We start from the raw sequence: 19113 nt of genomic DNA on the forward strand, positions 1-19113 counted from the left end.
TAGGGCTCATCAGGCCAACGCGCGCAAAGCCCATCTCAGCAAAAAATTGCAACTGTAATGCTAGTGGCGGCAGGATACTGATCGACGCGAGCCTGCAGCCAGCGCTCGAGCTCCGCAAGTGGCATCGCGGCGGCGGCCATCGATGACGATGCTTGTTTATGGCGACGTCCCCTCACGCGGCGGCCTGTGCGGTGCGCTGGCGCGCAGCCTTCCAGTTCCAGGCGAGCAGCTCGTGCAGCTGATGGCTTTTGGTTCGCCCGGACACGATGCGCTCCAGCACGTCTGTCAGGTAGGCTTGCGGATCGAGTTCATGGAGCTTTGCCGTGTTCACGATCGACGCCAGGATCGCCCAGCTCTCGGCGCCGCCTTCGCTGCCACTGAACAACGAGTTGCGCCTTCCCATGGCAATCGGGCGCATGGAACGCTCGACTGTGTTGGAGTCGACCTCGATGCGGCCGTCGCGGAGAAACAGTGTCAGTCCGTGCCAGTGATTGAGCGCATAGTTGATCGCTTCTGCCAGCTTCGACTGGGAGAACAGCTGGCCGACCATCTCGGTCAGTCGCGCCTTGAGCGCCGCCATCAACGGAGCGGTCCTGGTGCGGCGGGCGGCGAGCCGCTGCTCGGCACTGCTGCCACGGATCTCTGCTTCGACGGCATAGACCGCCTGCAGGCGCTCGATCACCTCGCGCGCGAACGGCGACTGCGTCGTTTTGAACACCTCGACGAATTTGCGGCGGGCATGGGCGAGACAAAAGGCGAGCTGGATTGCGCCGCCGTGACCGCGGGCGAGCGCCTTGTAGGCGGCATACCCATCCACCTGCAGAATGCCGGAAAAGCCGGTCAATTGTCCAGCGATCTTCTCGGTGCCACGGCTGTCGGCGAACACGTAGGCTACCGCCGGCGGTGAGGGCCCACCCCAGGGACGGTCATCCATGGCATGCGCCCAGAACTGGCAGATGCGGGGGCGATGTCGTCCGGGGTCGAGCACCGGCATCGGCGTCTCGTCGCAGAACACGCGCGGCGCGGCCTGAATCATCCGCAGCTGCAGCTCATAAAGGCTCTTGAGCCACCAGGCGGCACGCTTGACCCAGCCAGCGAGTGTCGCGCGGTCAAGATGGATGCCCTGGCCGGCCAGGATCTGCACCTGCCGGTATAGCGGCAAATACCAGGCGAACTTCGAGACCACCACGTGAGTCACGAGGGCCGTCGACGCCATGCCGCCCTCAATCAGGCGCGGCAACACCTTCGCCTGGACCACGCCATCGGTGCAGCTGCGGCAGCCGTATTTGGGACGGACCGTCCGCAGCACCCGCAGGATCGCCGGGATCACGTCCAGCACCTCGCTGACGTCCTCGCCGATCTTGTGAAACTGGCCCTGGCAGCATGGGCACGCGGTCACCTCCGGCTCCAGCACCTGCTCACAGCGCGGCAGGTGTTTTGGCAGCGCACCGATGTTGCGGCGCGCTCTCTTGCGTGGTCTGTCGGGCGACTTTGCCGCAGGCGCATCGTCGTTGGCCGGTGCAGGCCGTGTGGCGTCGGTTTGAAGATCATCCAGCTCGAGCGCCAGTTGCTCGTCCACGAGCGCCGTAAGCCTCTCCGAACGCTTCCCGAAGATCATCTCCCTGAGTGTCTGCATGGCCACACGCAGCTTCTCGTTCTCGGCATCAAGCGCGAGCACCATCTCGGTCAGAGACGCCGGATCGGTCGGGAGAGCGTCGGGACGAATCGCCATGATCAGACGATACATGTGCACGCTCCACGCTCCAATCCTCCTCTTACCCAACAACGGCCGGCTGCTTCACAGGCTTGGGTGAGACGCGCGGCACTGCTGCCACGGATCTCCACTTCGATAGCATAAACTGCCTGCAGGCGTTCGATCACCTCGCGAGCGAACGGTGACTGGGTCGTCTTGTACACCTCGACAAATTTGCGGCGGGCATGGGCGAGACAAAGCGCCAACGCCTGAGCAGTGCTTCGACGCGACGCCAACGACGTCAACTCAGCGCGTTCCACCTCATCCAGCTCCAGCGGAGCAAAGCGTCGACCCATGGCCAATTCTCCCCAAAATCTGGAGAATCCGCTATCATCGAGTCAATTTGGAGTCCGTCGAACTTCTGATTCAGGACACGACTAGGTGTTTAGTCCCAGGCTTTGATGGTGCAATCTTGTCGCACGATTCGAAGGATGCGCTATGGGACAAGTTTTACACGGCTGCGCCACCACGACGGAGGCAGTCCGTCGAGCAATACAAAATAGTCAAGAGAGCCTGAGAGCACTCGCCAAGCGCTACGGGATCAATCAGAAGACTGTCGCGAAGTGGAAGCAGCCGCGACACCGTCGCCGATCGTTCGACCGGCCCCAAGGAAGCCAACTCGACAGTCCTTTCCATTGAGGAGGAGGCGATCATCGTCGCTTTCCGTCGGCACACGCTATTGCCGCTCGACGATTGCCTCTATGCGCTCCAGCCGACCATTCCGCATCTAACGCGATCATCCCTGCATCGCTGTCTCCAGCGCCATGGCATCAGCCGATTGCCGGAGGTCGAAGGCAGCAAGCCTCCGAAGAAAACGTTCAAGGCTTATCCGATCGGTCATTTCCACATCGACATTGCTGAGCTCCAGACCGCCGAAGGGCAAGCTCTACCTCTACGTCGCCATCGATCGCACCAGCAAGTTCGCCTTCGTGCAACTGGCCAGGAAGACGGGAAGGACCTCCGCCTCGGCCTTCCTCGAAGCTCTGATCGCGGCTGTCCCCTACAAGATCCACACGGTTCTCACCGACAATGGGATCCAGTTCACTTTCCCACCGCGCTACGCCGACGGCGCGACGGCAAGATACGTGACACACATGTTCGATATGCGCTGCCAAGAGAATGGTATCGAACATCGGCTGACCAAGATCAAGCATCCCTGGACCAATGGGCAGGTCGAGCGCATGAACCGCACGATCACGGAAGCGACCGTCCAGCGCTACCATTACGATCGACACGATCAGCTCGAAGCACACTTTGCCGACTTCGTAAACGCCTACAACTACGCTCGGCGGCTGAAGACCCTGAAGGGCCTCACGCCCTACGAATACATCTGCAAAGCCTGGACAAAAGAGCCCGAACGATTCACCCTCAATCCGCTCCCGCAAATGCCGGGACTAAACACATCACACCCAAGGCAGCCTCCCCAAAAGCAGCCTTGAATCTGATTTGCTCCCAAAAGGGAATCCTTAGAGTCCACACTACCTAGTGCCTCTATTACGCGAATCCAGAAAGAACGTGATCGCGAACGTCCACCTGGTCCGACAACGTCGGGTCGGCTGATTTGAGTCAGATCAAGGCAGAACCTCAGGTCAGCAATATTCTCTATCACGTAGCGATGCGACCGCAAGATAGCGGCGGACTGGTGCCGTTCTTGCACCGAATTACGAGATTGCAGGGAGATCACTCATGATAGAGCTGCGCAATCGAGTTGTTCAAGTCAGCAGCTTCGGTGATCCGAAGAGGCTGGAGGTGATCGACGCTCCCCTGCCGACAGCTGGTCGGGGAGAGCTGCGGGTCCGTGTAATCGCGTCGAGCCTCAATTACACCGAGGTGTTGATCAGGCGCCACCTATACCCGCAAACGATGCGCCTCCGCCCGCCGTTCGTAATGGATTACGACGTCGTCGGGATAATCGATCAGCTCGGTGAAGACGTGCACGATTTTCAGATTGGCGACCGCGTGGCCGATATGACTGTGGTCGGGTCAAACGCCGATTATCGTACGCTTCGGGCGAACGACGTGGCCCGCGTTGTTCGCCGTCAGGACCTGTGAGGCAAATTGGTTGCCTAACAAGCGCTTTCACAGCCGAACCATGTCCTTTTCGGTGGGAACTTTCAAGCCACCTTTGAAACACATGCTGAGTGCGTCGCGTTCGCAAAGGGCGTTGAGGCGGCAGCTGATGCGGAATGGGACTTGCTCGAGCTGTTGATGCCAAGGCTGAGCAAGGTCGGGCAACCGCGCACGACCTGGATGCGATCGGTATGGGATGCGATCCAGTACATTGCGACGACGGGATGCCAATGGACGCTACTGCCGAAGGATTTTCCTCCCTTCACGACGGTGCAGTACTATTTTTGTGGCCTGCGCGACAGCGGGGCGTTGGCCTTGATCAATGAAGCCCTGGTTGGAATCGTCGGGAGCCGCAACCAACGGCGGCGATCATCGACAGTCGATCGATCAAGACAACCGAGAGCGGAGGGCACGGCGGCTTTGATGCGGGCAAAAAGATCAAAGGTCGCAAGCGCCACATCGTCACCGATACACAAGGACATTTGCTGAGCGCCATCGTGCACCCGGGCAATGTTCAGGATCGGTTTGCCGGGTGCGATGTAGTGCCAGGGCCAAAGACCTGAGCGTGCGCCCCCCCCAATTGACTCGCCAACATGCGCATGAGCGAACTACCGAGGCCGTCTACGATGCTATCGCTCCGATCCTCGGCACCGTCTCACCGGCCGAATGTGCCTATTACTTTCGCCAACGCCGGATATGGCCAAACGAAAGTCATCACGCTCTAGTTGGTGATAAACCGGAGTTGCATCCGATGCAAAGACCGCCACGGGATATCGCCCCGAGCGATCAGACCTTGACGCCTTATGACCGGGAGCACGCCGTCACCTACATGCGCATGCTGGAAGTGGACGCAGAGTGCGCAGACTGGCGAGTGGTAGCGGAGATCGTATTGCGCATCAATCCTAAACGCGAGCCGCAGCGCGCCCGCCGAGCCTATGAGACGTATCTTGCCCGAGCCAAGTGGATGACTAGAGTGAGAACTCATTAATTGTTCTGCTCCGACAATACGATACTGATTCTCTTTTGGGGAAGGATTGGGATCGTGAGTAGGAGTTTGTTTTGGCTGAGCGACGAGCAGTGGCAGCGGATCGAACCTCACTTGCCAACCGATGTGCGCGGTGTCGAGCGGCAGGACGATCGCCGCATTATCAGCGGCATTATACATGTGCTGAAAAGCGGCTGCCGCTGGTCCGATTGCCCCGAAGCCTACGGGCCTCCGACAACGATCTACAATCGCTTCGCCCGGTGGGCGCGGCGCGGCATATGGGAAAGCCTGTTCCGCACGCTTGCCGGCAACGGTCGATCGATAGACACGCAGATGATCGACTCCACGCACGTCAAAGCGCATCGCTCAGCAGCGGGCGGAAAAGGGGGGAGCAGAAGCAGGCTGTTGGCCGCTCGCGCGGAGGGCGCAACACGAAGATACACGCACTTGCAGATGCTAAGGGACGCCTGATCGCGATTTTGTTGACCGGAGGTGAAGCGCACGACTGTCCGGTCGCAGAACGCCTGATCCGCAGGGTCAAGCCTCCGAAACGGATGCTCGGCGACAAGGCCTATGACAGCGCCGAATTGCGCGAGGAGCTGGATGCGCGCGGAACCAAGCCGGTCATTCCAAACCGCAGCAATCGCAAACAACCCTACAGCTTCTCAAAGCGCCTCTACAAACTGCGCTGGCGCATCGAGAGTGCATTCAACCGGCTGAAGGACTTCAGGCGTATCGCGACCCGTTATGACAGGCTGGCGCGAAACTATCTCGCCTCCGTCTGCCTCACCGCAGCTCTTGTATGGTGGATCTAATGAGTCTGGACCCTAATCAAGGCTACCGGCACATCTTGCGTGACGGCGGGCCGGCCATCGTGGATAACTAACGCCTTCAGGCATCCACGTTCTTTAGGGCCGTAATTGCTTTGTTGAGCGCGTTCGAGGCTTGCTTGAGGCCGTCCACGTATTCGGCCGTGACAACGGCCTCGGAGGCGCCGGCCGCATGGACGCGGACTTGGCGGCCTCCAAGGCCTGCCCAAAGCTGATCAATGTTCGCTCGTTCTCGCTCCAACTCCTCGATGATCGAACCGTGTTTTGTCATCCCGCTTCCTTGCTCTTCAGGTTTGACTGTTGTACTCGGGGCCTCCGTTAAACTCGACAAACCGGCGTGTTCGCTCGTCGTATCGCCAACACGCTCGGGTGGTGTGGCCGCTTGTGAACGTGCCGCGATACCGAATGATGACCCAGAAGAACAGATGCATGTCGCCGAAATCGGGACGGTCACCTTCGTAGTCGTCAAGCTCCACATCATTCCACGCAAGCCCCTCATCCAGATCGTTGCGGGGCTCGCCAGGCACGAGGACAGCAGAGGTCGCAAGGGGATGGTTGTGGTCGTAGTTGACCGGAGCTGGCGGCTCTGCGTGCACGCTCAGGCTTACTTGCATAGCTTCGATGACGGCAGGGAGCTTCCCATAGTTTGCGACCGAGTAGGTGACGGACAACCTCACACCCTCGGTCCCGTTTTCCCAATCCTCCCAGCGTACGATTTTGAGAGAGCTCACATTGAAGACGAAGACATAAGGGCGCTCGATCTTGTTGAGGGTGTCTTCGGCAACACGAGCTTGCCGAGTAGCCGCCTCAGATGCGACCTTGGCGTCATCCAAACTGAGCTTGATCAAACGAAGCTGATAGAAGAAGAGTGCCGCTTGGACTGTCGCCACAACGAATTGCACCGAAGTGAAAAAGCCACTTGCATCCTTGGTGAACCAACTGAGCAAGGGTTCGCCTGCTCTCGCAGACGGCATGAAGGCCATTCCCACGGCGAAAGCGGCGACCGTGAGCAAGCAACCTATGACAACCTCGGGCACTCGGAACTTCATGCTCGCTCGTCTGTTGAGAGGTGCCATTGCGTCCGTACCCGTAACGCAATCTAAGGATGCTGCACCAAATGGTGGTTCAATTGAACAGCTGGCTTCCAGCCCGATCCCTATTGGGATTTGGTCGCGGGAGGACGGAGCTTCTCCTCGCGATGCGTCAACGAGATACTCCGCAGGTTGAGCGCGTGCTAACGTCTAATGGCTTCGCCGTGAAGTTGGCACCTATGCAGACAAGTAGGTGTAGGGCTTGGGTTGCCGTGTCAGGGTGCGGAACGCTGCGCGCCGGCTTGTGCTGGTGTGCCGCGTCTCGGAGTGCACGCTCCGTCAAGTGCTGGAGCGGTGTAGTGCGTGGCGACCTTCCGTACATCGCATGCGTCATTTTGATGGGACTAGCCTCGCTCGCCATCGCAGCGGTCGTAATATTCATGCAATGAGGTGGCCGACCTCGTGTTCAGCCGCCGTGTCCGATGCCTCCGGATCTTCAGAGGTTCGGCAGTGCAGGGCCCACGGCATACGGAGCGCAACAAGATGGATGGTTGGATGGTGACAGCAGCTGTCTTCAAGGAAGACGGCGACGATGACGAAGAATTCAGGCACATAACTTACGTGGTGGCCGTCGCCGATCCGGCGGAAGTGGTGAGGATGACCATCGCGAAATGCGGCGCAAAGGCCGCAATGCTCAACTGCCCAATCGAAGAGGAGCAGTTGCGAAGACTCGGCATGAAGCCCGGCGAGCTTCTCGTCGTGCACGATGACGAGATCAGTCCGATTATTTAGCGCCCTCGTCGTCATTACCGCGGCACGTCTGATCTCGTTCAGTTGCGTCCGGTTCATGACATTGTGGTCCGGAAGGCACCGCTCGCGCGAATAGTTAGTCTGCACAAGGTATGAAAGCGCGCCGTTTGCCTCTCTGCGCAATGTGGCCGTCTGGCACACTGATTGCTGAGCCAAGTATGGCTTGGTCGCTTATTGATTGACTCTCTTGAGGGCCAAGTCCTCGCATCGTAACTCGTGCGGGCGGTCGTCAGCTGCCGCCCGCACGCTTTTCATGGTGGTGCGCACTATTTCGCCTCTCTTGCATCTTGAATGGCACGCGAGTTGCTGGGAGCCAATTGGGCTTGGCTCCTCATAATTTCGCGCAACCCCCATGAGATGGCCAAGTCTGCGTGGGTGACTCTCCTCCGCGCATCTTTTCCATGCCATCGGTGACACGGTGTGGAGATCATGCCATGACGCGTGAAGAGGACGCCATAGCGGCACTCCGGGAATGGTCTAAGGGGAAGATCACAAAGAGCGCAGTGCTTGCGGCGATTGTGAAGCATCAGGCAACCAGACGGTCACCTAGGCCGCCTCCGCAGTGGAAGCAAAGTTCGTAGGTCAGGCTCAAGATCGCCTCTGGGGACTATTGCAATGGACAGGCTCAAGTTCATGCCTGCCTTCGACGCAGCTATTCGCTCTGCCGATCCCGACAAGCTCGCCGCACTGCGGGAGGCCATCGATGAGCGTGGAGGCCGTGACGAGTTCGCGAAGGCGAGCACAGAACTCATACGCAAACACCCGCTTGCGCTCTTTAGAACTGCTTAGCGGATCTGCGTGTGAAAGCGTGCCGTTTTTCCCTTGCGTTTGATGACTGTCTGGCACGCGGATTGCTGAGCCATGTATGGCTTAGTCGCTTGCTGAATCTCCTGAGGGCCAAGTATCATGCGTAACTCAACTCGGCGGGCGGTCCCTCAGCCGCCGCCCGCACGTTTTCCATCGTGGCGCTAGCCGCCGTGCTCTGTCGAGGTCAGGCTACGACGGGCGAAAAGGCTGGCACCGCTTATCTCTACACTTGAAGTTCGTGACCGTCTGGCACGCGAGTTGCTGAGAGACTTTTGGCTTAGCTGTTTATTTCACGCAACCCCAGCAGCCAAGCTTGGCGTAGCAAACTTCGCGCGGGCGGCTCCTCCAGACGCCCGCGCCTCTTTCTGCCGGCCTTCCGCAACAGGCTCGCTGGGGAGATAGTTCACATGACCCGTGAAGAGGTTTTGGAAAGCGCCATCGCGGCGCATGAAGAGCGTCGCTCATGAATGGCAAGTTGCTGCCCGCTCGCGGTCGCTTGCCAGGGGCGGCTCGCGAGCAATGAAAGACAGCACTGGGAGCATCACTGAGAATGTTGGACCGACATCGATCGGCTTTATCGGCATCTTAATGACAGTGGTCCAACTGGCCGCGTACTTCAAGACCACGCCTCGGACAATCGCTCGTTGGGCTGGAGAGCCACATTTTCCGTGCGCGAGCACTTCAGCGGGTGAGGCAATGTGGCTGTTAACGGACGTGCAGGAGTGGAACCGCCAACGCCGACGCGCCCGCGCCGCACTACGCTCCAAAGAGAAGACCATCGAGAAGGTGGTGGAAAAAGCTCGCCGCCGCCAGCGCCTGATTGCAGCGTTTTCCCGGCGATATCCGCCGCAGATCCGGCGATCGGCAGTTCCGCCGCTTGGCGCGCCCCTCTCGCGCAAGATGATCGTTCAGGCCGACGGCTCGCTGACCCCTGCGCCCACTGAAGAACAAGAACCGAATGAAGCCGGTTTTCATCAGTGATAGGATCTTAGTGCTGCCGTGTTTCGCCAAGCTGTCAATGCGACTGCCGGCGGCGTTGATCGCGTCGATAACGCGCAAGTGCACCCACCTCAACGCGGAGATCGGCCATTCTTTTTCAAGCGAGATTGTTCGAGCGACCGCCGGATGCCGATTTGGCTGCCTGATCCGCGATCACTTTGCATCCGCGATCCAGTTGGAAAGTTCATCCAGAATGTGAGGATGCTTCCGATGGAGATCACGGTCCCGAGCAGCCGGTGCGCGGCAGGAGAGAGGACGCCCATCGCCCTTGTTTCCACCGAAGATCGCGCCGTGGTTCGTATCATCACCTACGTAAACGCCCCGTTCGGCACCATGACCGCTGCTGGGACGGCCGAGATGTTTCATGCAGTCGCGGCTGCAGGAGAAAACACATCGGTGCGGGCCGTAGTCATCACGGGGAGCGTACCCGGCATCTTCATTCGCCATTACGACGTCAGGGAACTCCCTGACTCCGCGGATGCGATTGAGCGCGGAGCGCCGCACCCGCCGTCGCCACCCGGTCCTCGACCGCCAGGCTTCCATGCGCTCACCGACCTGATTGCAGCCGTCGAGAAGCCGGTCGTAGCCGCGATAAATAGCTTATGCATGAGGTGGAGGCTTTGAGCTATCACTAGCATGCGACCTGCGCATCGCAGGGAATGCCGTTACGGCAATGGGTCTGCCGGAAACCCGTATTGGCATCTTTCCGGGTGGCGGCGGCACGCAGCGCTTGCCCAGGATCGTTGGGAGGCCAAGGCGATCGAGATGATCCTGCGCGGGTTAACCGTGACGGGACCGCGCGCCCTGGAGGTCGGGGCCGAATTATCGAGCCGAGTGGCCGAGGACGCTAATTGGTACGGTACGCTCGCGGAATGCCTGCGCGAGCTCATGTCGAAGCCGAAAATCAACACCCCCTCCACGAGCACCACACCAGGTCGCACGGCTCATTGGAGATCATCCAGGTCGAACATGGAGCCGAATTCTTTCGGTTGCGTGATCATCACCAGCCCGGCCTATGTGGTGATCAAGGCGGCGAACGAGTTCAAGGACAAGACGACCGCCGTCAATCAGCTCTGGCCCGCCAGACCATGTCCAGCGTGCACATCATGGGCAAGGGCCGTCGTGAACGTGTCCTGCCTCTCTGGAAGGAGACGGCCGCAGCTGTGAAGGCTTGGCTCAAAGTGCGTCCAGTCAGCGGCGCTCCTGAGCTGTTCCTCAACGCTCGCGCCCAGGCGATGACCCGCTCAGGCTTTGAATACATCCTGACCAAGCATGTCGCCACCGCCGCTCGCAAAGCGCCCTCGATCGCCGACAAAGGCGTCAGTCCGCACGTACTGCGCCATACCTGCGCCATGCATACGCTTCAGGCGACCCGGGACGTCCGGAAAGTCTCGCTGTGGCTCGGACACGCCAGCCTGCAAAGCACCGAGGTCTACCTTCGAGCCGATCCGACGGAGAAGCTCGAAGCGCTCACCGCCATGTCGCCGCCGATGCTGACCCCTGGTCGCTTCCGGGCACCCGACAAGCTCCTGGCCATGCTGAACGCGGCCGGACGCAAGCCGAATTATGCGGAGTGAGACATACGAGAAAACCGCGGCGGGCAGCAACTTCCTGCCGCGCACTCCGCATAATTGTAGGCTCCGCATAATTGCGCATGTCAGTGTGACCGGTCGCGATCCAGATTCTCGCGCCTGCTGCGATCGGGATCATCGCTGCTCCAGAAGGTCCAACACCCGAGACAACGCGGTCATATCAACGCCGGCGTCCACAATCACACGACAGGCCGTGCCGACGACAATCTCCATACGCCCGCTCGCCGGTGTCGCCAGAACGGTCGACCCCACTGCAGCCGGCTCGGGCGTCACCATCGCCGGCACAAAGGAAGGCTGAGGCTGTTCATTTTTGCGCGGCCGCGTCCCGAGCGATCGCCGCCAAGTCAACAGAAGCGAGCGCGAATCCCATATCGCCGCGCAGTCGATGAGACGGCCCGCGGGCTCTGCAAACTCTCCAAAACGATCCTGAGCTTCACATCATCGGTCCACCGACGCCGCCGGCCAGTCTCAACAACCTCAACCCGCTCAATCTGAGCACCGCACTTATTGCTGTCCATAAGGGCTGTTACACAGCACTCGCATTATCCCGACAAGGCGGCCTTCACCGGCTTTCAATTACCCATAACTTGGACCACTTGGGCTGATCTGCTGATCGGCGAACTCTTGAGTCGAAAGAATCACTTGTGATTCCTTGTTGAGCACCTGATTCGCAAGGGGTGCTCTATGGGGCTGACATTGAAGGATCGATCGGCAAAAGGCGTTTTGCGATCGTTGGAACGTGAATGCTGGATTGATCGAGAGATTAGTGGATGCGAGTTTAGGGACGCGCGGCTCGGCGGCAGATTCCGCAAACTGCTCACGCAGATTGGAAGCGCCATGGGACAAAGCATTCCGCTCGTCTGCCAGGATTGGGCGAATACCAAGGCAGCCTACCGCTTTCTCTCTAATGAGCGGGTCAGCGAAGCGAACATTCTGGCCGGCCATTTCCAATCGACACGTGATCGTGCCGCCGCCGCTGAAGGTCTCGTTCTTGTGCTGCACGATACAACCGAGTTTAGCTATCAACGCGAGAACTCAGAAGCGATCGGCATCACCAAGAGCATAAACAGTGGACGGGACAAGGCGGGTCGCCTGAGATCGCACACGGTTTGCGGCATCCTGATGCACTCGAGCCTCGCAGTTACATTCGACGGGGTGCCGCTTGGGTTGGCAGCCGTTAAATTCTGGACTCGGAAGAAATTCAAGGGGACGGCAGCGCTTAAAAAGAAGATCATCCAACCCGGATTCCTATCGAGAAGAAGGAAAGCATCCGATGGTTGGAGAATCTGAGGCAATCGACCGAGCTTCTGGAGGAGCCGGGACGGTGCATCCATATCGGTGATCGTGAAAGCGACATTTATGAACTGTTCTGCGCGGCACAGCAGATCGGAACGCACTTCCTAGTCAGAACCTGTGTTGACCGCTTGGCTGTGGACGGGGATCACACGATCGCCGAGGAAATGGAAGAGGTTGCCGTCAAGGGACTGCATCGCGTCGAAGTTCGAGATAGCCGCGGCGATCCAGACGAAGCCGTTCTCGAGATCCGATATCGTTAGATTCGAGTCCTGCCGCCGATCGGAAAGCAGAAAGCGGTATCCGCGCTGACATTAACGGTGATCCATGCCGAAGAACGCGGGACACCGAAGAACAGAAAGAAAATCGAGTGGAAACTGATCACCGACCTGCCCGTTCAGTCACGCAAGGACGCCATTGAGAAGCTCGAATGGTATGCGCTGAGGTGGAAAATCGAGGTGTTCCACAAGATCCTCAGATCGGGCTGCAAAGCTGAGGAGTCGAAGCTCAGGACCGCCCAACGGCTTGCCAATCTGATCTCGGTCTTTTGCATCCTGAGTTGGCGAGTCTTCTGGATGACGATGCTCAACCGCTCGGCCCCGGATGCGCCACCGAGCCTTGCGCTGTCCGACATCGAGATCGACCTGCTCGATCTTCTTGTAAAGGATAAAGGCCAAAGGTCGTTCCGACAAAAATCACTGTCTCATTACCTGACCAAGATCGCACGACTCGGCGGCTACCTCGCGCGCTCCGATGATCCCCCGCCCGGCAATACGGTTATGTGGCGCGGACTGTCACGCCTTACTGACATCGGGTTGGGTGCCGTCGTTGGGGTAGAAATTGTGGGTAATTGAAAGCTTCACCGGAGGGAGACCTTTCAAACGGCTCAAGTCAGATTTCGGTATCAGTCAGATTTCGATATCGGTTGGTCGCGAACTCATCTTGATCGCTTGGAAGATGCGCGGAAATTTCCGATCGGCTTCAAGCTGAAGGACCACCGCAATTCTCCCCGCGTTTGGTGGGTTCACGAGATCGTCGAATATCTGGAGCGGCGTGTGAAGACCAGAACCGACAGCTCCTAACCGTTGGAGCGGGGACGGCGCGCGTAGCGATGCCTCCAAAACGTCATCAACGGCCGTCCCTCTTGGAGGGCTCAGCTCCAATGCCCTTTTGATCTTGTGGGGTAAATGGTGATGCCCCAATGTCGATGGAGCATCCTTGCTGTTCTCCTCTCTCCAGTTGCGGCCTCATTGCTACATAGTCTCGGACGGAAGTCAGGAGGTTAGAACCTTGAATGGTAGAGGTGCCGAGTGGGCATAAGAGCGGAGACACCCACACATGGAGCGTTTTCGGCGGGAAGCAGTTGCCGTCAGGAACAGACCATGTCGTACATAACGGCGTCGTAGTCGCCTTTGTTGCGGTTTGCGGGTCTAATTCTAAGCGTATACGTGGCGATCCTGTTGCGACGCCGCTGCCCGCACATTTCGCGCATTGGAGAACTGCGCGAGGCGCTTCGAGCCTTCATCAACGCGAGCGAAAGTAGCCGCGCTCTAACTGTGGGCCTCACTATGAACTTTGGGGAATGGGATTCGACATGGATGCGGTGTCAGGCGGTGTCTCCAGGGGGTATTATTGACGCGCCTGCTGGGGGCAACGAATGCTGACGCTCAGCGGAGGCTTCAACAACTAGTTCGGCATTACCGATCGCTTCAACTACGCTGGCACGTCGACGGCGCGATAGATTAAGAGCTTTGTCTCAGCGCTTTCGTCGCTATGATTTTGAGGTGCGAATCAGCCGAACGGACATCGCGGATGAATACCCGTCGAGTTCTACGAAATAAGCGCGCAACAAAGCGCCGACTTCGGACAGCAGAGTTGCCAGGAGCCCAGTCGAATAGTTTCGCGCCCCCATGACTCGCGTGGCCACGGCCAGCATCATCTCATCGTGGTGATCGCGCTCGTCGATGGCGATGTGCGCCCTCGCACCGTTGACGCAGTTCTGACCGAAAGCCTCGGCCGCACGCGCCGCGGCGAGCGGCGAGGCATGTCTTGAGTTCCACTCCACGAACACCGAATACGCAACGGCAGGAAGCGAACCGAACTCCATGATCCGCCGTTCGAGGGTCGCGATCAGATCCAAGGTGGAAGCGAACGGCGGGGTGGTCGAGACCAGGTCTCTGCTAATGCCGTGCCTTCCGAGATCGCCCAAATACAACTTGTCATGGTTCATCTCTTCGCGGAGATACTCGGCCCAATAGCGCGCCGCTTCATAGTCCTCACGGACCATTACGCTCAGGGCGAGCGCATCGGTGCGTGCGGTCTCCCAGATGCGCCGCACCGTCTCGATACGGTGACGCAGATAGTACGTCCGATCGAGTGGCGTCGTCGGTCCGCTCAGATGGTCAGCACGGGGAACGCTGTTTGCGAATAGCAAGCATTCCGCCACCATGATTTGGTCGATCGCCTGCCTCCACTGCTCTACCCTCACGTAAGCCTCCCGCGCCGCCCGCACGAGCGGACAAAGTCAATTCAGGACATCAAAAAAGAAGTTTTGGGTCAGTCGGCCATCGAGCGGCGTAGCGCCGAAGGTTCCGGTTCGAGCATGGAACTGGCGACTGTCGAAGATGATGCACCGGTTGAACTTCATAGGCACTGTCGTAAGCAGATCCCACTTCTCATCAATCTTGAAGCCGTCATGCTTCAAGGTCTCGAGCACCTCGGGGATGGTGATATTCAAGTTGCGACAGAGCTGGGCCATATCCTCTGAATTCAAGTCCGGTATGCGATCCCATTGGAGTTGGCGGTGGCGAAAGAAGCTGGTCCCGCCCTGACACTGCGAATCGAGATTAAGAAAAACGAGAGCAGCATAGCTAGCGACCATGGCATCGTAGTGGATCCAGGTCGCCCGTTCGTTGGGATTTGCGTCTGGCTTCCTCTTCAGCAGCAGGCGGAACTCGCCGATAGGGGTGCGCCAAACGAGAGGTTTGCTAAGGGCGCAGGCGATGAGACCCAGGCCGCCCTCCGCGTATGGGTGCGAGGGCGTAGTCAGCATGCCCTTATAATGGGTATTGTCGTTCTCGTTGGCGGCGTCTTCGTAGCGCAAGGTCAGCGCGTAGCGACGCACTGCCCATGGGTCCGGGTAAAAATCATCGAGAACTGTTAGGCGCATTGCAGCCACTCGTCTGCTCCCATTTTTTAAATCGCGTGTTTGATTGCCGCCGCACGAAGAGGCGCCCGTTCAGATACAGTGCATCGAGCTTCATGTTGACCGCGGTCGTAATGGCGTCGGCTGGCGACTCGACGATCGGCTCGCCTTTTCCGTTGAATGAGGTGTTGAGCACAAACGGCAATCCGGTCTGCTCCGCGAACGCCGAAATCAGGTCGTAGTAGAGGGGATCACGATCACGCGCGACCGTCTGCACTCGACAGGTATTGTCGACGTGAACGACGCTCGGCGCCTCCGCCTGGCACCGCGGCCGGACGCCGCAAACGAACAGCATGTAAGGCTGTTCGCTGCGCAGTTCGAAATAATCGTTGGCACGATCAACCAGGACGCTCGCTCCATATGGGCGATATTGCTCGCGGTTTTTGACCTGCCCGTTGAGAAACGCTCGCATCTCGGCTGGACGCGGGTCGGCCAAGAGGCTGCGATGACCAAGCGCGCGCGGGCCGAATTCCGAGCCACCCTCGAACCATCCGACCACCCCCGCGTTGGTCAGCACCCGCACGACATCGTAGAGCGTAGCATCGAGAATCTCGGCGTAGTTTTGCTCAAGCGTAGGCAGCGCCCGCACAGCACTCTCGACCTCCACGGAGCTATACGTGCGGCCAAGCGCGGTGTGCCACAAGCCGTTGCGCGGAAACTCGCCTCCCCTTATCGATAATCCCCGGAACGCAGCACCAATAGCGGTGCCATCATCGGTGGCAGCGGGCTGCACGAAAATTTGCTCAAAGGGGGTCGACTTCTCGATACGGGCATTGGCCACGCAATTGAGGCCGAGGCCGCCGGCAATACAGAGTCGAGGCAGGCCGGTCTTCGCATAGGCCTCTCGCGCCAGGTGGACCATAATCTCTTCGACGGCTTCCTGGGCGGCGCGCGCGAGGTCGGCGTAATATTGCGGGGGCTCGTCCGGTCGCAAGTTCACCGGCCCATATTTGGCGGTGAAGAATTGCGGAAAGAGATGTTGGCCAACGGATTGAACAGTTGGGCTGATCTGGAAGCCACCTTCGGCCAGCTCGAGCTGGCGCTTGAACTCGTCGGCGTATATCGTCATGCCGTACGGCGCTAAACCCATCGTCTTGCCGGCGTCGAACGGCGTGCATCCGATCTGGAGCGTGGCGAGTTCGTAGAGCGCGCCGACAGAATTGCAGTTCCACAGCAGATCACCCTTGCGATCATGGATTTTTGCGACCAGCTCCAGTGCGTTGGGCGAGGCTCGGTAGAGACTAGCCCGCTCGATCAGCGGGATGTCGGCGCCCTGCCGATTTCGCCACCAGTCCCACACGCTGCCTCCTTTGTCGACGACTAGGACGGCCGCCTCTTCGAAGCCCGATGGCACGAAGGCACTCAGCGCGTGCGCCTCGTGATGGTTTATCGTCGCAAGGTGCGAACGCGGCGACCACGGCATCTGAACCGCGCAATCGGCAACACTTAGATTACGGATGACGTTGCCGCCGACGATCGCTGCGTTGCAGAATACGACGACGTCCAGGTCTTCGACGCCAATGCCGCAGGCTTCGAGGCAGTAATACAGGCTCTTCTGCGGGACGAGAGCGAAAAGTCGGTTCAGCCGGTCCAACGGACAGGAATGCTTGTGCCGGTCGAGACGTTCTTCCGCGATTGCGACGATATCGCCTGAGTCGCTCAGCAGGCACGCGGATCTATCATGCGACAGGTTCAGACCAAGAGCATACATGAGAAGGCGCCCCGCAACAATTGCCGCACTGCTCCGAGCTTAGCCCGTATGGGCGCTCATGGGGGCGACGTGACCGGCGGGCTGATGCTGTTTGGGATCTCCTCCGCCAAGTTCGTGCGGGAGTCTGCCAAACAGGCCGAGTGACAGGCGGGCATCGATAGCCGTATCGATCACCGACAGCACGGCAGCCAAGCCAGCGCCATCATTCGCGAGTAGCTCCGACAGCGCCGCGGCTTCGCCTTGGTCGGAGCCGTATCGCGCTCCAGCCGACCTCCCCTGTGATATCAGCTCCTTGCCAAAGTCGGGCTCCAGTATTGCTTTGATCAGGAGCTTTTCCATCTGCCCATACGCCATTGCGGCCCACTCCCCAACGATTAACATTGCACCTCCACGCGTCACGGATGCGCGTCGGACCTTCAACCGACGCGCAGCCGCAAGGCGGGCGGCACTGTCTAGCGGCTACTTGACGACGTCCATAGCCACTGGCCCCGCCAAGCTTGGGACCATCACACGAAAAACCTGAGGAGTGGCCGTTACAGCAGAACTAGGAGTGGGGGCCATGGCAGCAGTGAGACCGGCAAGTCCAGGCGTTGCGGTCAAGCCCGGAGTTGCCGTCGCGGCAAAACCCGGCGTTGCCGTGGCCGCCAAGCCTGGCGTTGCGGTCAAGCCCGGAGTGACCGTCGCGGCAAAACCCGGCGTTGCCGTGGCCGCCAAGCCCGGCGTCGCGGTCAAGCCCGGAGTGACCGTCGCGGCAAAACCCGGCGTTGCCGTGGCCGCCAAGCCCGGCGTTGCGGTCAAGCCCGGAGTGACCGTCGCGGCAAAACCCGGCGTTGCCGTGGCCGCCAAGCCCGGCGTCGCGGTCAAGCCCGGAGTGACCGTCGCGGCAAAACCCGGCGTTGCCGTGGCCGCCAAGCCCGGCGTCGCGGTCAAGCCCGGAGTGACCGTCGCGGCAAAACCCGGCGTTGCCGTGGCCGCCAAGCCCGGCGTTGCGGTCAAGCCCGGAGTTGCCGTCGCGGCAAAACCCGGCGTCGCGGTCAAGCCCGGAGTGACCGTCGCGGCAAAACCCGGCGTTGCCGTGGCCGCCAAGCCTGGCGTTGCGGTCAAGCCCGGAGTTGCCGTCGCGGCAAAACCCGGCGTTGCCGTGGCCGCCAAGGTGGGCGCCGTTCCGTCGAATCCTGCAGTCGTGCCCGCTGTGAGTCCCTGAGTCATCGTCCTTCTCTCCTGTGCCGATGCGTCACTGACGCATTTCCAAACAACGCTTCCCGCTGTTGCCCCTGTTAGTAACTCGACTAGATCTGGTTGCGACGCATTCACTAGCTTCTTCCCTGTCAAAGCCTGAACATTGCGCCGGGTAATTGTTCATGGACCGGCACCCAGGTCGGCGCAGGATCGATCACCTCGATCACCGCTTGCGTGATGATGTTCATTCGGACAAGGAACTTCATTGGAAACAGACAAATCTTGGGTGGCATGCAGATGAACTCGAAAACGATACGATCCTCTTCGGGGATAAAGCTGCCGAGGCAATAGCCGCGCGAGAACCCCTCGCCGTTCAAAATATGCTTGATGAAATGCTCTTGCACCGACTGGTTGGCAAGAGCGGCGAGCAGACGGGCCGTACACTGATCTGGGCCCAATGTAGCCACGCGCTCCTCGGCCTGCTCGATTGCTTGGCGAAGGCTATCAATCAAACTGGAGCTGCCAGGACCGGTCTTATCAGGATCACTCATGGCGTTTCCCAAGAGCTTTCGATCGGGTTGACATCGATGCCATCCGGAACTGCGAGTTGAATACTTCCTGAGTGTGTACCACGACACAGCCGGCCGCCACCGCCAAAATAGGTAGGGGGCTCTAAGGAGCGGTGAAATGACCTGGACGCCGACAAGCACGCCAACTGATCACTACTCGTCGCGACCGCAGCGGACGAAAACTCTTCCACCAAAAACTCGAGGACACCATTTCAGTCGCGGGTAACTCCCTCAAGCAAGGTTTTCACGGCAGCGAAATCGATATGCAAGATGGCCGGA

At 59.4% G+C, this 19113-nt stretch carries 22 protein-coding genes and 3 pseudogenes; 15 read left to right on the plus strand and 10 right to left on the minus strand.

Annotated features, from left to right (window positions below; all coding sequences use genetic code 11):
• Window positions 1-172: 172 nt before the first annotated feature.
• Together tnpC and ACVWYP_RS42510 are read right to left on the minus strand one after the other, a co-directional pair.
• The gene (gene tnpC / locus ACVWYP_RS42505) at window positions 173-1732 is read right to left on the minus strand and encodes an IS66 family transposase (protein ID WP_028344449.1); all 1560 of its coding nucleotides are present in this window, start codon (window positions 1730-1732) and stop codon (window positions 173-175) included.
• Between the two features lie 2 nt (window positions 1733-1734).
• A complete protein-coding gene (locus ACVWYP_RS42510; RefSeq protein ID WP_080687005.1) occupies window positions 1735-2049 on the minus strand; it encodes an IS66 family transposase in 315 nt (104 codons plus the stop codon).
• Between the two features lie 142 nt (window positions 2050-2191).
• On the opposite strand from ACVWYP_RS42510, the pseudogene ACVWYP_RS42515 reads away from it, so the two are divergent.
• From ACVWYP_RS42515 to ACVWYP_RS42530, 4 genes and pseudogenes are all read left to right on the plus strand, one after another.
• Window positions 2192-3192: pseudogene (locus ACVWYP_RS42515) on the plus strand (IS481 family transposase).
• 247 nt (window positions 3193-3439) lie between these two features.
• A complete protein-coding gene (locus ACVWYP_RS42520) occupies window positions 3440-3805 on the plus strand; it encodes an alcohol dehydrogenase catalytic domain-containing protein (RefSeq protein WP_028344450.1) in 366 nt (121 codons plus the stop codon).
• A gap of 126 nt (window positions 3806-3931) precedes the next feature.
• Window positions 3932-4347, plus strand: a pseudogene (locus ACVWYP_RS42525) (transposase); the annotation flags it as partial.
• A 587-nt stretch (window positions 4348-4934) separates the two neighbouring features.
• Window positions 4935-5623: pseudogene (locus ACVWYP_RS42530) on the plus strand (IS5 family transposase).
• Window positions 5624-5699: 76 nt separating this feature from the next.
• Here ACVWYP_RS42530 and ACVWYP_RS42535 read toward each other — a convergent pair.
• Complete coding sequence (locus ACVWYP_RS42535) at window positions 5700-5909, minus strand: hypothetical protein (protein WP_129964758.1); 210 nt, start codon at window positions 5907-5909, stop codon at window positions 5700-5702.
• 16 nt (window positions 5910-5925) lie between these two features.
• Window positions 5926-6687, minus strand: coding sequence for a hypothetical protein (locus ACVWYP_RS42540; protein ID WP_129964759.1), 762 nt, complete (start codon window positions 6685-6687; stop codon window positions 5926-5928).
• Between the two features lie 537 nt (window positions 6688-7224).
• Between ACVWYP_RS42540 and ACVWYP_RS42545 the strand changes: the two genes are divergently transcribed.
• The 7 genes from ACVWYP_RS42545 to ACVWYP_RS42575 all read left to right on the plus strand — a co-directional run bounded on the left by ACVWYP_RS42545 (window position 7225) and on the right by ACVWYP_RS42575 (window position 10862).
• Window positions 7225-7461, plus strand: coding sequence for a hypothetical protein (locus ACVWYP_RS42545; RefSeq protein WP_244980945.1), 237 nt, complete (start codon window positions 7225-7227; stop codon window positions 7459-7461).
• Between the two features lie 633 nt (window positions 7462-8094).
• Window positions 8095-8268 carry a hypothetical protein gene (locus ACVWYP_RS42550; RefSeq protein ID WP_155258820.1) on the plus strand — a complete coding sequence of 58 codons (174 nt, stop codon included), beginning with the start codon at window positions 8095-8097 and terminating at the stop codon, window positions 8266-8268.
• Between the two features lie 537 nt (window positions 8269-8805).
• On the plus strand, window positions 8806-9267 hold the full coding sequence (locus ACVWYP_RS42555) for a hypothetical protein (RefSeq protein WP_129964761.1): 462 nt from the start codon (window positions 8806-8808) through the stop codon (window positions 9265-9267).
• The gene (locus ACVWYP_RS42560; RefSeq protein WP_129964762.1) at window positions 9245-9484 is read left to right on the plus strand and encodes a hypothetical protein; all 240 of its coding nucleotides are present in this window, start codon (window positions 9245-9247) and stop codon (window positions 9482-9484) included. Before ACVWYP_RS42555 ends, ACVWYP_RS42560 begins: the two co-directional genes overlap by 23 nt.
• An 11-nt stretch (window positions 9485-9495) precedes the next feature.
• Window positions 9496-9909, plus strand: a complete 414-nt coding sequence (locus ACVWYP_RS42565) for a Clp protease/crotonase-like domain-containing protein (protein ID WP_197971350.1) — start codon at window positions 9496-9498, stop codon at window positions 9907-9909.
• A gap of 25 nt (window positions 9910-9934) precedes the next feature.
• Entirely contained in the window at window positions 9935-10054 is a 120-nt protein-coding gene (locus ACVWYP_RS42570) for a hypothetical protein (protein ID WP_304494566.1), read from the plus strand.
• Between the two features lie 337 nt (window positions 10055-10391).
• Window positions 10392-10862 carry a tyrosine-type recombinase/integrase gene (locus ACVWYP_RS42575; RefSeq protein ID WP_197971369.1) on the plus strand — a complete coding sequence of 157 codons (471 nt, stop codon included), beginning with the start codon at window positions 10392-10394 and terminating at the stop codon, window positions 10860-10862.
• A gap of 359 nt (window positions 10863-11221) precedes the next feature.
• On the opposite strand, the gene ACVWYP_RS42580 is transcribed toward ACVWYP_RS42575, so the two are convergent.
• The gene (locus tag ACVWYP_RS42580) at window positions 11222-11395 is read right to left on the minus strand and encodes a transposase (RefSeq protein WP_244980944.1); all 174 of its coding nucleotides are present in this window, start codon (window positions 11393-11395) and stop codon (window positions 11222-11224) included.
• Between the two features lie 166 nt (window positions 11396-11561).
• Here ACVWYP_RS42580 and ACVWYP_RS42585 point away from each other — a divergent pair, with 166 nt between their 5' ends.
• From ACVWYP_RS42585 to ACVWYP_RS42595, 3 genes are read left to right on the plus strand one after another with little or no spacing between them, the layout of a single operon-like run.
• Window positions 11562-12167, plus strand: coding sequence for an IS4/Tn5 family transposase DNA-binding protein (locus ACVWYP_RS42585; RefSeq protein WP_244980943.1), 606 nt, complete (start codon window positions 11562-11564; stop codon window positions 12165-12167).
• A complete protein-coding gene (locus ACVWYP_RS42590; RefSeq protein WP_244980942.1) occupies window positions 12155-12433 on the plus strand; it encodes a hypothetical protein in 279 nt (92 codons plus the stop codon). The genes ACVWYP_RS42585 and ACVWYP_RS42590 overlap by 13 nt, the downstream gene beginning before the upstream one ends.
• A gap of 57 nt (window positions 12434-12490) precedes the next feature.
• Complete coding sequence (locus ACVWYP_RS42595) at window positions 12491-13024, plus strand: IS4 family transposase (RefSeq protein ID WP_244980941.1); 534 nt, start codon at window positions 12491-12493, stop codon at window positions 13022-13024.
• A 917-nt stretch (window positions 13025-13941) separates the two neighbouring features.
• Here ACVWYP_RS42595 and ACVWYP_RS42600 read toward each other — a convergent pair.
• From ACVWYP_RS42600 to ACVWYP_RS42615, 4 genes are read right to left on the minus strand one after another with little or no spacing between them, the layout of a single operon-like run.
• Entirely contained in the window at window positions 13942-14658 is a 717-nt protein-coding gene (locus ACVWYP_RS42600; RefSeq protein WP_129964764.1) for an iron-containing redox enzyme family protein, read from the minus strand.
• Between the two features lie 36 nt (window positions 14659-14694).
• Complete coding sequence (locus ACVWYP_RS42605) at window positions 14695-15339, minus strand: DUF6445 family protein (RefSeq protein ID WP_035633741.1); 645 nt, start codon at window positions 15337-15339, stop codon at window positions 14695-14697.
• A complete protein-coding gene (locus ACVWYP_RS42610; protein ID WP_051448168.1) occupies window positions 15317-17086 on the minus strand; it encodes a carbamoyltransferase family protein in 1770 nt (589 codons plus the stop codon). The genes ACVWYP_RS42605 and ACVWYP_RS42610 overlap by 23 nt, the downstream gene beginning before the upstream one ends.
• Before the next feature lie 39 nt (window positions 17087-17125).
• Window positions 17126-17440, minus strand: coding sequence for a hypothetical protein (locus ACVWYP_RS42615; protein ID WP_129964766.1), 315 nt, complete (start codon window positions 17438-17440; stop codon window positions 17126-17128).
• Window positions 17441-17645: 205 nt separating this feature from the next.
• Here ACVWYP_RS42615 and ACVWYP_RS42620 point away from each other — a divergent pair, with 205 nt between their 5' ends.
• Window positions 17646-18290, plus strand: coding sequence for a hypothetical protein (locus ACVWYP_RS42620; protein WP_194483292.1), 645 nt, complete (start codon window positions 17646-17648; stop codon window positions 18288-18290).
• Between the two features lie 124 nt (window positions 18291-18414).
• On the opposite strand, the gene ACVWYP_RS42625 is transcribed toward ACVWYP_RS42620, so the two are convergent.
• The gene (locus tag ACVWYP_RS42625) at window positions 18415-18816 is read right to left on the minus strand and encodes a hypothetical protein (RefSeq protein WP_028344413.1); all 402 of its coding nucleotides are present in this window, start codon (window positions 18814-18816) and stop codon (window positions 18415-18417) included.
• Between the last annotated feature and the right edge of the window lie 297 nt (window positions 18817-19113).

It is taken from the genome of Bradyrhizobium sp. USDA 3262, assembly GCF_054060035.1.

What these genes read in the sequence shown, in the direction of transcription:
- tnpC (WP_028344449.1), bottom strand. Translation starts at nt 1,732, where the DNA reads ATGGCGATTCGTCCCGACGCTCTCCCGACCGATCCGGCGTCTCTGACC.
- ACVWYP_RS42510 (WP_080687005.1), bottom strand. Translation starts at nt 2,049, where the DNA reads ATGGGTCGACGCTTTGCTCCGCTGGAGCTGGATGAGGTGGAACGCGCT.
- ACVWYP_RS42520 (WP_028344450.1), top strand. Translation starts at nt 3,440, where the DNA reads ATGATAGAGCTGCGCAATCGAGTTGTTCAAGTCAGCAGCTTCGGTGAT.
- ACVWYP_RS42535 (WP_129964758.1), bottom strand. Translation starts at nt 5,909, where the DNA reads ATGACAAAACACGGTTCGATCATCGAGGAGTTGGAGCGAGAACGAGCG.
- ACVWYP_RS42540 (WP_129964759.1), bottom strand. Translation starts at nt 6,687, where the DNA reads ATGAAGTTCCGAGTGCCCGAGGTTGTCATAGGTTGCTTGCTCACGGTC.
- ACVWYP_RS42545 (WP_244980945.1), top strand. Translation starts at nt 7,225, where the DNA reads ATGGTGACAGCAGCTGTCTTCAAGGAAGACGGCGACGATGACGAAGAA.
- ACVWYP_RS42550 (WP_155258820.1), top strand. Translation starts at nt 8,095, where the DNA reads ATGGACAGGCTCAAGTTCATGCCTGCCTTCGACGCAGCTATTCGCTCT.
- ACVWYP_RS42555 (WP_129964761.1), top strand. Translation starts at nt 8,806, where the DNA reads ATGAAAGACAGCACTGGGAGCATCACTGAGAATGTTGGACCGACATCG.
- ACVWYP_RS42560 (WP_129964762.1), top strand. Translation starts at nt 9,245, where the DNA reads ATGAAGCCGGTTTTCATCAGTGATAGGATCTTAGTGCTGCCGTGTTTC.
- ACVWYP_RS42565 (WP_197971350.1), top strand. Translation starts at nt 9,496, where the DNA reads ATGGAGATCACGGTCCCGAGCAGCCGGTGCGCGGCAGGAGAGAGGACG.
- ACVWYP_RS42575 (WP_197971369.1), top strand. Translation starts at nt 10,392, where the DNA reads ATGGGCAAGGGCCGTCGTGAACGTGTCCTGCCTCTCTGGAAGGAGACG.
- ACVWYP_RS42580 (WP_244980944.1), bottom strand. Translation starts at nt 11,395, where the DNA reads ATGGACAGCAATAAGTGCGGTGCTCAGATTGAGCGGGTTGAGGTTGTT.
- ACVWYP_RS42585 (WP_244980943.1), top strand. Translation starts at nt 11,562, where the DNA reads ATGGGGCTGACATTGAAGGATCGATCGGCAAAAGGCGTTTTGCGATCG.
- ACVWYP_RS42605 (WP_035633741.1), bottom strand. Translation starts at nt 15,339, where the DNA reads ATGCGCCTAACAGTTCTCGATGATTTTTACCCGGACCCATGGGCAGTG.
- ACVWYP_RS42610 (WP_051448168.1), bottom strand. Translation starts at nt 17,086, where the DNA reads ATGTATGCTCTTGGTCTGAACCTGTCGCATGATAGATCCGCGTGCCTG.
- ACVWYP_RS42615 (WP_129964766.1), bottom strand. Translation starts at nt 17,440, where the DNA reads ATGGCGTATGGGCAGATGGAAAAGCTCCTGATCAAAGCAATACTGGAG.
- ACVWYP_RS42620 (WP_194483292.1), top strand. Translation starts at nt 17,646, where the DNA reads ATGGCAGCAGTGAGACCGGCAAGTCCAGGCGTTGCGGTCAAGCCCGGA.
- ACVWYP_RS42625 (WP_028344413.1), bottom strand. Translation starts at nt 18,816, where the DNA reads ATGAGTGATCCTGATAAGACCGGTCCTGGCAGCTCCAGTTTGATTGAT.